The sequence below is a fragment of the Bosea sp. RAC05 genome, from assembly GCF_001713455.1.
GTDB lineage: Bacteria > Pseudomonadota > Alphaproteobacteria > Rhizobiales > Beijerinckiaceae > Allobosea.
The window spans coordinates 845,303-857,518 of sequence record NZ_CP016464.1 but is presented as its reverse complement, the minus strand read 5'-3'; the positions used below and the strand labels follow the sequence as shown (position 1 = coordinate 857,518).

Genomic DNA, 12,216 nt, shown 5'->3' with positions numbered 1-12,216 from the left:
TTTGCTCACAGCAACGTGCCTTGGACAGGTTCGCTCGAAACCGCCGCCGCAGCGTTAGACGCCAGATCCTCGAGCTTCGGCCACTCCTGGGCGAGTTCGTTATAGATCAGCGCCTCGGCGGCCCAACCCTTCTGCGTGGCGATTTCGAACAAGCGATAAGCGAGCGCCCGGGCCTCTGCAGCCTTCGGCCCCATTTCGGCAACCAGCCGGCCGGCTGCGGTGCTGCCGCCATCCTCGGCGTTCAAGACGCGGGCGGTGTGTTGAGCGCATTCCCAGACGGTGAGGGATTTGTCGCTTGCCGGCGTCCAGCCTCTCGGCAGTTCGTCGCGCGGCGTCAGGGCCGTCTTGCCCTTCAAATCCTTGAACACGCCGGACTCAAAGAGCGCGTTCGTGCCGATGTTCTTCGCGTTGGCAAGGGTTATCAACTCGCCAGAAGCGCGTGCGTCGAAGCCAAAGGTTGCAAACCAGGCAAGCGCGACCTGCGTTTCCGCGTCGAAGGCGGCGTCGAGCTCCTGGTCGATCTCTTCCCAGACGCGGTTGATGAGCGACAACGCCGTCTTCACAGCCATCGCGCTATCGTCGTCTTCTAGAACCTTCGCGTGGCGCGAGAACACACCCATACCGGGGCCGATGACCGATTGCTGCATGTCCACCGGGCCAACACCGGCTTTCCTGATTTTGTCGATTGCGCTAGGCAGTTCGCGCTTCAACTCTCTAATGAATTCAGACTTGATGACGGTTTTGGCGTCATTTGGTCGCTTGCGACAGACTAGGACAACCGAAGACGCAAGCGCGTTTGCGTCCATACTCACCATTCGAGTAGCCATTTCGGTTCGGAGGGGCCAAGTGCCGTCGATAGAAAAACCAGCATCGACTACAGCTTGCAGAAAGGTCGCCCAGCCTGCCGAAGTAACTCCTTCTCGCGTGGCTTCAGCTTGTTTAAACGCATAGTAAAGTGTTTGTGGTTCTGAATCGGAAGCCGACTGGCTGAGTTTCGCGAGCGCTCTACTCATGCCCGTTAAAAAAAACGCCTCCGCTCCGGCCTTTCCACCATGGCGATATGTGCTTGCTATTAGTTCTTCTTCTTTTGGTGTTGTTAGCCTACGAACGGCCTCTGGATGAACTGATTTAAGCGATCTCCGCAGCCAAACGTAAAAGAAATCTGATAGGTCAGCGTATCCGATATTGTCGTAATAAGGAGGGTCTGTTGAAAAGACAAAATTATCGGAGGGATATGTCGCTGCAGCGGCATCCATTACGACGATTGAACCGGGGGTCGTGTTTGTCGAAATAAGGGCATTCACGACCATCTCGTAGCCGGAATCGAAGCTTCCGGTGGCTTCGCCCATTAGGTTTGTCTCCGCGAAGCTCCAGATCATCGCTAGTCCCTGCAAACCGAACGCGTGCTGAGCTTTTGGGCCGACCGGGTTCCATCGTGTGAGGGAGTTTCCTCCCATAACGGATCGGTCGACTGCCAGCGCTAGATAGGTTGCAATTGCATCAGCATATGCATGCGTCCCGAGGCCCCCGTCTTGTAAGCGCGCCTCGGCATCACCGAGTCCAGCTGCGGATGCATCCGCTAGGACCTTCTCTCGAGCATGAGATACCAAGTCACAAAACGTTGTGAGAATGATCAGCTGGCGTGGTGTGAAGTAATCTGCAAATGTAACAAATGAGTAGCGCCGCCCTTGGGCATTGCTCGCGAATGTACCGCGGCACTCCTGCCGAGGGAGATCCAATTCGTCACCATCTGCTGCAAGTTTTTGGGCAGCGTTTTCTGCTGCTCGCTCATGCTCTAGATTTGGAGACAAAAAGTGTCTGGTTCGATTTCCCTCCGCAACTAGCGCCATCAGACGCGTATTCATGCGGCCGGCCTGTGCTTCGGCGTCGATGTATTCGCCGGTCATGGTTGCACCGGTTAGAACGCATCGGAAGGTTGCGCGAGCGGATTTCGTGCCCTCGGCAAGCGCCTTTTCATCGAGCTTGGAGAGAGCCCCCGTTCTTGCCTCGAAGCGCCAACCATCGGGCGCGTTGGCGTCAATGACGGGTGCGACCCAAGATTTCTTCCCTTCCTTGGTTGAAAGCATGAATGACGAGACAAGCGGCACCATAGCACCTTTGGCCGCCGGATCGGGCGAGCGAACGGTGCGCGCCCAAAGCCAGGCGATGACCGTCGCTTCAGAGCCATCGGGGAGTTTCGCTTTTGGATAAAGATGGCCGATGCGCGTTGCGGCCTCATCGCGCATCCACTGCCCGTAGTATCGCACATCCTCGGCAAGACCCTGCGCGCCCTTCCCGTTCCAAGTGCCGCCACGCGCAATCTCAGAGCGGGATTTCGGATTGACCGGAGGCTTGCCGGCGAACTTGGGCGGGATTTCCACCAGCGCCTTACCTATCAGCACCGCGACGGGGTTCAGATCCGACCCATAGGCGCGTAGGCCAAGCCGCTGTGCTTCGAGCGGGATTGATCCGCCGCCCGAGAAGGGGTCATAGACCGGCGGCGCCTTGGTTTGCAGGTAATCGAGGGTCGCCTTGCCGTCACCCCTGGAAGGTGGCTCTTCGCCGAGGCCCCAGGCGACAGAGCGTGCGATCTCCCATCGGGCGGCGTTCAGGATCGTTTCGTTGTTCGAGGCTTCCCACGGCACCATGTCCTCGATGATGCGATGCAGCCGGCGGCGTTCGATATCCTGCGCTTCCTCAGTCGGGAAGCGATCCGGCCAGCTTGAGGGATCGTCCACCAGCTGAGCGAACAGGACCGCGCGGCAAGCTGCCAACGGGCGGCGCGCCCACCAGAGATGCAGCGTCGAAGGGTGACCGTGCCGGATCGACTTTTCCCGCGCCGAGGCGACGTTGATGGCTTCGAGCGGGATCGACACCTCGATGAGTTTCTTGCGAAGGGTCATAACGGGCTCGCTGCCTTCTTCAAGGTGACGTGAAATGATTGAGGTCCTCTGCGTTCGATCATCACCAGGTCACCCGCCTCGGCACCGGTCGCCTTGAAGAACTTTGCAATCGATGTTCGGTCACGGAAAAGCCGATGATTGCTTTTGCCAGGGCGGCCTAGACGATCCGGGCCGGTAATATCCGTGCGGACGGTGCCGACGCCTTCGATGGCTAAATCGAGGAGCAAAGAAGCAATCTGACCCTTGTCGCTGCCACCGACCGCCGCCGCGGGAAAAAACTCCAGGATCGAGCGTAGATAAAAATGGCCGCTGTTGAGGTTTCCTTGAGTGAGCGAGACGCACGCCCAATCCCCGTCAATTCGACTGTCGGGGGTCTCTCTAGTTCGAGAAAGCGGTACCCTTGGCATTTCAGTTCGTGGGCGCAGCGGCACAAGCGGAGCATCAACCGTGGTGACTGGCACGGTCTGACTCTTCGTTTCACTTGGCTGTTGATCCCGAACAGCCCTGCCAACGTCCTCGTCGAGAATGACCCGGCTCTGCGCGCCAGATTTATGGCGATAGGCAACGGGACGGGTCAGAGGTCGCGCGCCCGCCAGAACCCATGGAACCGTATATCCTTCTGTGATCGCCCAAGTCTGTCGCTCGCCTCGGATGCCGTGGAGATGTTCTGTTGCGGCGTAGTCCTCGGGATCGATGGCCGGCAATGATGCAACAAGCTCAGCAACACCGACAACGTGGCCGGACCCCTTCCTGATGAGCCCGACGAGGCCACGGTCGTGATTGGCGGATTTCCGCATTTCCCAGGTTTTTTGGCCGGAAAGGATCATGGAAATCCATGGTTCGTCGATAATGATGGCCTTCACGCCGTCTCCGCACTCAAAAGCAAATGATTCGCGCTGCCCTAGCCGGGCGCGCGGCCGAGGGATAGCAGGTCCGCAACGTTAAAAACCACTGCGGTCTCTGCGAACCCCAATTCTCTTTTGAAAAACTGGCGGACATAGACCGGCTCGCGCACGAAGCCCTCGTCGATCTGAACCACGGCGAGAATGAAGGCCTCAGCGACATTAAGCGACGCGAGCAATTCGTTCTTGGTCAGGATGACGTCCCGTCCATCCGCGTGCCGACCTTTGACCTCGATAAAGCGCAGATGGCCGGTGCGGACATCGCGGCTCTCGATGTCCCAGCCCCTCTTTTCGGCCGACACGTCCCGGGGCTCGTGGCCAAGCGCCCGCTCGGCCGCGAAGACCGCTTCCATCGCCATCCGCTCGGAGACGGCGCGCTGGATCGGGTCTTCGGCAAACCCAGTCGGCTTGCTCGTTGGCTGCGACGGGGCTTTTGCCTTAAGTAGCCCAGCGGGGATCACCAGCGCCGCGCCCTTCAAGACCGGCGGGAGGGCAGAGATCTGGCGTTCTCGGTCCAGTTCGGATTGGCGCCGGTGCAGCCGCTCCACGAGACGCGCCGCTGTCGCTTCCGCGTTCTGGGCGTTGATGCGCTGTTCCTTGCCCGCGCGCTCCTCTTCGCGAAGCCGGGCGGCGCGGGCATCCCAATAATTGATTTCGCGATTGAGGCGGGCGCGCACCTCGCGCTCCACCTTATCGATCTCCGCGATCCGGCGCGTGCGGACCTCGTTCAGATGATCGGGCACCAGCGATCGCACTGCATATCCGAGAGCTTGCGCCTCGACATTCCCGGAAAGCCAAGGCGCAACGATCGTATCGGCTACCGCCACGCGCTCCTCCGGCGTGATTGGCCGGCAATCGAGATAGGGCGCGGGACCGCCATCCGCTGCCGAACCGTCTTCCTTCAAGAACAAGAACTGAAGGCGCTGGGAAATCGCGCGCGGTTCGCCGGAGCGGCCGGTACGCGCATCGCGGATCGCGTGTTCGAGATAGACCAAAAGCTTTGGATCAAGGCTCTCGTCGGTATCGTCTACGAGCACGCCGCCCTGATTGAGCAGCGGCTGGAAGCGTTCGAGGATCACATCGACCAGCGCTTCCAGAAGAGGATGCCCCGGCGCCACCAGTTCGGCCTGCGGCTGGCCGATGATCAGGGATTTCTCGAAGGTGATGCGAGCATAGCGATCCAACACTGGATCGGCGCGCCCAATCAACCGGTCGCGCTCCTTCAGGATCGAGGGCGTGCGCAGGATCTCGAAACGACCCTTTTCGCGCTCGGCTATCCGCCCGCCGAGCATCGTAAAAGCTTCGCGGAAGAACGCGCCGATGAAATGCGGTTGCAGACGGCGGGCGGCGGCGCGCTCCATCTGTTCGCGGATATCGGCGACCGAACTCGGGTTCATGCCCTCGGAGGTCAGCTTGCGTTCGGCGACCAGCTTCTCGATCGTTTCGACATCAACCGCGCCATCGACCTTGCGGAACAGCTCGGCCTTCTTTTCCGGTCGGTCGCCATAGCGGATCGCATCGACGAGCAGATCGCGCAGCGCGTGGCCTTCGAACAATTCGCCAAGCACGTCATAAACCTTGCCGCCGAGCGCCGTACGGGCCTCTTCCAGCTTTTCCAACAGCCGACGATAGACCTCGCCTTCGCGCGTGTTCGCCGCGCAAAGATTCCAAAGATGGCAAACTTCGGTCTGGCCGATGCGATGGATGCGGCCGAAGCGCTGTTCAAGACGGTTCGGGTTCCAGGGCAGATCGTAGTTCACCATCAGATGCGCGCCGCGCTGAAGGTTCACGCCTTCGCCCGCAGCATCATTGGCGATCATCACCCGCACCCGCGGATCGGAATTAAAGGCGGCTATGGCCCCACGCCGTGCTTCGCGCGCGACGCCGCCGTGGATCACGACCACGGCCGACGGATCACCAACCAGCGCGCCGATCTTCTGTTGCAGATATTCGAGCGTGTCCTTCGGCTCGGTGAAAATAAGCACCTTGCGCCGGAGGCCGGTCTTCGCATCGAGCATCAATGGCTCGTCGAGGATCGATTCAAGCTCGCGCCATTTGGCGTCCTGGCCGGACAGCTTCAGACGAAGCGCGCGGTCTTCGAGATCTTTGAGGATCAGGATTTCGGCTTCGAGTTCCGCAAGCGTGGCCGCGGCGGTTGCCTGATCGACAATCTGCTCCTCGGCGTCTTCCGCTTCCGCGCCCGGCACTTCGTCGAGATCGTCGGGATCGTAGCTGGGCAAAGCCGGCGCGTGCGTTAGCGGCGCCGAACCCGTCTGGCGCATCAGCCGCTCTTCGCGCAGCCGGTCTTCAAGACGCCGCCGCCGCCTTTCGAGCGAGCGATGGATTGCGGCCGGAGAAGAGGCAAGGCGCCGCTGAAGGATTTGCAACGCGAACCCGACGTTGGATCGGCGCTTGTCGTCGCCTGAACGATCCGCGCGGTTCATCTCCTCGCGCACATAGGTCGTCACAGCCTGATAGAGATCGGCTTCGACCGGCGACAGAGCGAAGCTTGCGGTATAAGCGCGACGCTCGGGAAAGAGCGGCGTTCCGTCGAAGCGATAGAGTTCTTCTTTCGTGAGCCGCCGCATCATGTCTGACACGTCTGCCTTGTGGACGCCTTCGCGAAAGCGGCCCTCGAAGCGGTCGGCATCGAGCAGGCCCATAAACAGCTGGAAGTCGGCTTCCTTGCCGTTGTGCGGCGTCGCCGACATCAGAAGGAAATTTCGCGTGCGCGTTCCCAGCAGCTTGCCGAGCCTGTGGCGTTGGGTTTCCTTCACTTCGCCGCCGAAATAGGATGCGGCCATGCGATGGGCCTCATCGCAGATGATGAGGTCCCAATCGCCGGCCGCCTCCAGCTTCGCTTTCAAGTCGTCGGATCGCGCTGCCATATCGAGGCGCATGATCAGCCGGCTCTTCTCGACGAAGGGATTACCGGTAACGGATGCCTCGATCTGATCACGGGTGATAAGATCGAAATGCAGGCCGAATTTCTCGGCCATTTCCTCCTGCCATTGTTCGACCAGGCTTCCCGGAGCGACGATCAGGCAGCGCTCAAGATCGCCTCGGATCAGAAGCTCTTTGATCAGGAGGCCGGCCATTACGGTCTTTCCCGCGCCGGGATCGTCCGCCAGCAGGAATCGGAGGGGCTGACGCGGCAACATCTCGCCGTAGACGGCCGTGATTTGGTGCGGCAACGCCTCGATCTGCGACGCGCTTACAGCAAGATATGGATCGAAAAGATGGGCGAGACGAATTCGATAGGCTTCCGACGCCAGCCTCAACAGAGCCGCATCCGCATCGAAGGCATAGGTCTGGCCGGTGGCAATGAACTCGAAGGCGGCCTCTTCGCCTCTGTAGACCAGTCTCTCGCCGATCTGCCCATCGACCCGAAATACCAAATTGACGGCGTCCGGTCCAAATCGAGAGACAGAGACAACTTCAGCTATGCCCCCGGCCCCGAGGCCCTTGAGCCTTGTGCCAGGCTTCATGTCGTCAAAAGCGCCCATGCGATCTACTCCACAGGTTAGATCAGCGAAATGACGCGAGAAAGCAATCGACGGGCAACGTCCACTCCGCCTCAATCACGCTGGAACCCGGTTTCACGCGCAATGTCTCCAACGTCGGCCTTTCGGCACCGGCGATCGCGCTCTCAAAGCCCGAGGACCTCGAAAAGGCACTGCCGCTGATCAAGCGCAGCTACTAGGCTTCGTGATGAGCGCCTCCGCTTCGGGTAGTCGCGCCAATAGTGCTGAAGCGAGGTCTTCTCTTGGCCTTCCCCAACCGGCACGAGAGCCTCATACCGCGTCTTTTGAAGCAGGCGAATCGATGACTTGCCGCCGATCTGGTGGAGGCTCGGCGTTTGGGACGTCGCTAGGCAGCACATATCTGTGGCGCAGTTCCAGGTCGCGGCTGCTAAGCCCGTATGCCACTACAAAGCGTGGATAGTCATCCTCGCTCGAGTCTGGTGGCCGCGGGACGATCCGGATCCGAAACGCGCCGACTAGGCGCTGGTGCATGTCAACGGCTTCGAACGCTTTGGCATACCAATGCGATGCCGCTCCGCCACCGGCCAGCATCACCGGAACGGTCGCATAGGCGCCCTTCCGCATATGCCGATCTAGGTCGGAGGCCCCCAGAGCGACGAAGTCGAGCACCGAGGTCTTCATGGCGGCCCTTGCAATGACCTTGTGCAAGACAAGACCCACCTCCCGCTCTGCGGCAGCTAGGGTCCTATTGTCGGAGGGCGTGAGCATTCCAGAAATGAGGAGCTGCTCCGCCGCCTCAACACCGCTACTCCCAGCGAGCCGCTGGGCAATCGCTACAGTCCCGAGAGGGGCGACCTCCGCTGAGAGAATGGTAACCTGCGGTGTCGGGCTGCGCGCCAGGCGAAACACCGTCCCGTCAAGGGTACCTCCGCCAATGTCGAGAAACGCATAGAGGCCCTCCGGTGCATCCCGGCGCGACGCGATGTGCGAAATGGCTGCCACGAGCTCAGGGGCGACTGAGATCGGCGACTCGCCCCGCTCGATCCGAGTTGGCGCAACGTTACGATAACTCTCCACGAGCTCGCCAAGGGGGCGGGGCGTTGGCTTTTCGCGTTTCCATTCCCAGGCTACCGCGCAAACCTCTTCGAACACCGCCAGATAATGGCTGTCATAGGCCTTAACCGGCACACCGACCTGGGCAGAGGCCTGCAGTGCGCCCCCTTTAGGCAAAAGATTAGCCTCGCCGCATGCTTGCTCCGCGAGACGAAGCACACCTGCGAGATACAGGGCAGCAAGAGCTTTGATCTGATCATACTGTCTTGGTGTGCCTTCGCCGAAAGCGATCTCTCCGCTGCCTGCGAGGCGCATCTTCAGGTATTTGACCCAAGTGGCGTCTGCCGGAGCCCGTAGGTCTGGGGGGTAGGCGCACCCGTCGGCGATGGCTATGCGTGAGGGCAGAAGGCGCTGGCCTGTCGACCCGAGCGCCAGCGTCGTGCGCCTGTCGAGATGCGGCAAATGCGCCGAGACCTTTGTAAACCGGGTGCCAAAGTCGATGCCGAAATGGACTGCGACTAACCTGTTGGGCGCTTCGTCTTTCACTCGCTCGGAGGGATTGGTGGCCTTCAGGTCACCCGTGATAGCACGACGGAGCGCACCGAGCCGATCTTTCCAACTCCCCGACATGCGTTAGCCTTCCACGATGACAAGGCCACCGGCGACAGATCGCCGGGTGGTGCTCGCCTTTGCCGCTTCTTCGAGCTTAGCAAGACGCTGGTCGCGGTCGGCTTCAAGTTTCGCTATCAAGCCTTGGGTCATTTGAGCTGCGCGGCGCCGACGCTCGTCGTCCGAGCGACGCTGGCTTTCGTGCCGTTGCCGCAGCTCTGAAAGTCGCGCTGCAGAACGATCCTGAACCAGGATGCGTCCCTGCTCGAGCCGCCGGGCATTTTCCAGCCGGAAAGCATGCATCTCCGAAAGAAAGAGATCCTCTAGCTCGCGCTCGCAGCTCAGGAAGGCTTCGGTGAGGGTGGGCTTCAAATCGTCAAATTCCGAGAGATCCGCCCGCTTTCCTTGCCGGACGGCAAAGTCGACAAGCCTATCGCCGACGATTGGGTTTAGTCGTTCACCGGTCTCCACGTTCATGACGAAGACCTGCTGACGGATGTCCTGGCGGACGCCCTGGAGCCGCCAATGATCGACTGCGAAGACATACACGCCGGATGGCGCGTCGGTGAAACTGCTCGGTAGCACGATGGCTGCTACAGGCTGCGCGGGTATCGCTTGACCGGTTGCAAGGGAGCGGGCGAAGCCGATAAGCGGATGGGTGATGTCGAGGGTTTCCGGACGCGGATGCCGCTTGATCCGCAGACTCGGCTCGAAGACGACGGCAACCTCGGCGCCAGGCATCTGGAAGCGAGTGCCTCGTTGAGGGCGGGTATGCTCCACGAAGCGGGCGAAGGCGGCGCCGGCGGCTGGACTGAGGGTGATGCGAAAGAGGTTCTTCTCATCCGCATCTTCCTCGAACCGCGATCCCGGATAGGCCTCCAGGAGGACGTCAAGAAGAAAGTCGCGCAAGTCGTCAGGCCGTATCCATCGGCCGGCCTCCCGCCCGGCCTGGATCGAGGATAGAATAAAGTCCATGCTGCCGGCGAGTTCCGGCGCTTGGTCCTCAAGGTGGGCGACCTCCAGCCGGTGCTGCGCGGCGGCCAGCGCGTTCTGCTCAAGGCGCTCCGCCATTTGGCTATCAGAGAGGCCGTCGCGAAAATACTCGATCACGAGATCATCAACCGTCTCGCCCAGAATTTCTTCTATGTCACCAATCGACTCCTCGAAGATCCTGATCCGGTTATAGAGCCGATCGAGGATAGCCTCCTCAATCGTGTCCTCAATTACGAGGCTGACCACCGTGATCTTGTCCGACTTCTGGCCAAGCCGGTCGATACGGCCGATGCGCTGTTCGACCCTCATCGGGTTCCATGGCAGGTCGTAGTTCACGACGACGCGCGAAAACTGCAGATCGATGCCCTCGCTGCCAACCTCGGAGGATAGGAGGATGCTTGGTCCGTTCGGATCAGCGAAGCGTGCGAGTTCCTCATCCTTGGCCTCGCCCATGCCTCCCAGAATCAGTGCAGTCGCGAATCCGCCCTCCCTCAGACGTTTCTCAAGGTAGCGCAGCGTCCCGCGGAAGAAGGAGAAGACGACAAGTTTATCGTTCGGATGGAGCGTAAGCCATCCTTCGATAAAGCGCTGAAAAACCGCGAATTTTGTGTCCTGCGCCTCCATTGACTGCGGAGTACCGACCGGGGCCGGAAGCGTGCGAACCTGAAGGGGGACGATTTCGTCGGGGTCGAGTGGTAGGTCCAACTCTTCGGCGAGTAGACTCGCGGCGCCGGATCCGTCGCGCCAGGCCGCCAAGGTGGCGGCGATCGAGCTGGCAAGCTGGCGCTGCCGGGCGATGAGGACCAGCGTGTTCACAGTGTCCGAGCCGTAGGCTTGGCGACGCAGCGCATCAGTTACGCTATCGTAAATCGCGCGCTCAGCTGCATTCAAGCGAACCTTCAAGATTCTGGGCTCGCGGATCACGCGGTTCTGGATGACATCCCGCTTACGGGTGCGGGTGAGCACTCCAGACAAAAGAGACCGCTCCTCGAGTTCCCGAGCGATCCGCGTCCGCTCCTCATAGCTCGTGAGGTCGGGTGGTGTCTCGCGCCATCCGCCGACAAGCGGGTCGGAGCGGAAGAACCGGCTCTGAGCCATGTCGGATAGCGCTCGAACGAACGCTGGCTGGTCGCACGGTGAGCATCGTAAAGCGTTGAGCGCTCGAGTCACTGCTGAGTTTGCACGCCGCAGGCTCTCGAACGATTCGAGACTCACGAATCGGTCGGGGTCGACGAGCCGCAACAGGTTGAACAGGTTCTCGCTGCCGATCTGAATCGGTGTGGCAGTCAGGAGGACAAGGTGTCCGGCCGCGGCCGCTAGCATCTGCCCAATCTGGTGGTTGGCCGTGTTGGGATTGCGCAGGTAATGTGCTTCATCGACGACGACAAGGTCGAATGGTGCGAACTCGGCACCAGCCTCGTGATCTAGCAGGAAAGCGCCAAGATCGGCGCGAACAGATCGCCGTTCTTCAGACTCCGCCTCGGCGCGACGAGAGCGAATGCTCTCGATTCCAGCAATCGCGCAGAACGCCCGCGTCGGATCTGACGATGCCTCGCGCGCAAGTCCAAGCAGATCACGCGCGCCGACGATTTTTGCGTCGAGAGCGAAGCGCTCGCGCAGCTCCCCCTGCCACTTGTTTCGCAGCGCTGCGGGGCAGACCACAAGGAGGCGACGGGCGCCCACGCGTGCTTGCAACTCGCGCCAGATGTAGAGAGCCTCGATCGTTTTCCCGAGGCCGACTTCGTCGGCAATGAGGATGCGTCCTAAAGTGGAAGCGAGAAATGTGAGGACGGGCTTGAACTGATGCGGGTAAAATGTCGCGTTCCCGGCGCCCATAGAGTACATGACGTCAGTGAGTTCACCTCGGATTTTTTCCGACACCAGCGTTCGAGCAATAGCGCGCGGCTCCGAGAAGCGACCCGCGGCGAAGGCATCATTGCGCTGCTCGTTTATTGGGGTGAGTTCCAGCTCGGCAAGCGGCACCGGCTCCTCCTCGCCGCTCGGATAGAGCACATACACGTACGTAGCCCCGTGATGCCTTCGTGTCCGGCCCGTACTGGTCCCGACCCGCGCTGGATTGTAGATTGAGCGTACCGGGACGCCGGCAGTTTCGACGTTCACCATGTGTGTGCGATCCCCCCGTGTCAGGTTACACTATTGAGTGTTTTTGCCGCACGACACAGTATCAATTCGGCTCAATGTGGCCGTCCAGCGGCTCTTTCACGAGTATGGCGCGAACGGTTCGAACACTTGGCAGAAGCGGTGCCCATC

At 60.7% G+C, this 12,216-nt stretch carries 5 protein-coding genes; all 5 read right to left on the bottom strand.

Annotated features, from left to right (window positions below; genetic code table 11):
* Positions 1-5: 5 nt before the first annotated feature.
* The 5 genes from BSY19_RS07505 to BSY19_RS07490 all read right to left on the bottom strand — a co-directional run bounded on the left by BSY19_RS07505 (position 6) and on the right by BSY19_RS07490 (position 11,964).
* A complete protein-coding gene (locus BSY19_RS07505) occupies positions 6-2,903 on the bottom strand; it encodes a DUF1156 domain-containing protein (RefSeq protein WP_069053608.1) in 2,898 nt (965 codons plus the stop codon).
* The gene (locus BSY19_RS27460) at positions 2,900-3,766 is read right to left on the bottom strand and encodes an ASCH domain-containing protein (RefSeq protein WP_150129527.1); all 867 of its coding nucleotides are present in this window, start codon (positions 3,764-3,766) and stop codon (positions 2,900-2,902) included. The genes BSY19_RS07505 and BSY19_RS27460 overlap by 4 nt, the downstream gene beginning before the upstream one ends.
* A 38-nt stretch (positions 3,767-3,804) precedes the next feature.
* Entirely contained in the window at positions 3,805-7,311 is a 3,507-nt protein-coding gene (locus tag BSY19_RS07500) for a helicase-related protein (RefSeq protein WP_069053607.1), read from the bottom strand.
* A 288-nt stretch (positions 7,312-7,599) separates the two neighbouring features.
* On the bottom strand, positions 7,600-8,973 hold the full coding sequence (locus BSY19_RS07495) for an acetate and sugar kinases/Hsc70/actin family protein (protein ID WP_069053606.1): 1,374 nt from the start codon (positions 8,971-8,973) through the stop codon (positions 7,600-7,602).
* A gap of 3 nt (positions 8,974-8,976) precedes the next feature.
* Positions 8,977-11,964, bottom strand: a complete 2,988-nt coding sequence (locus tag BSY19_RS07490) for an SNF2-related protein (RefSeq protein ID WP_069053605.1) — start codon at positions 11,962-11,964, stop codon at positions 8,977-8,979.
* Positions 11,965-12,216 lie beyond the last annotated feature (252 nt).

Bases quoted from the DNA above. Each gene is read 5' to 3' on its own strand.
- BSY19_RS07500 (WP_069053607.1), bottom strand. From the start codon at position 7,311: ATGGGCGCTTTTGACGACATGAAGCCTGGCACAAGGCTCAAGGGCCTC.
- BSY19_RS07505 (WP_069053608.1), bottom strand. From the start codon at position 2,903: ATGACCCTTCGCAAGAAACTCATCGAGGTGTCGATCCCGCTCGAAGCC.
- BSY19_RS07495 (WP_069053606.1), bottom strand. From the start codon at position 8,973: ATGTCGGGGAGTTGGAAAGATCGGCTCGGTGCGCTCCGTCGTGCTATC.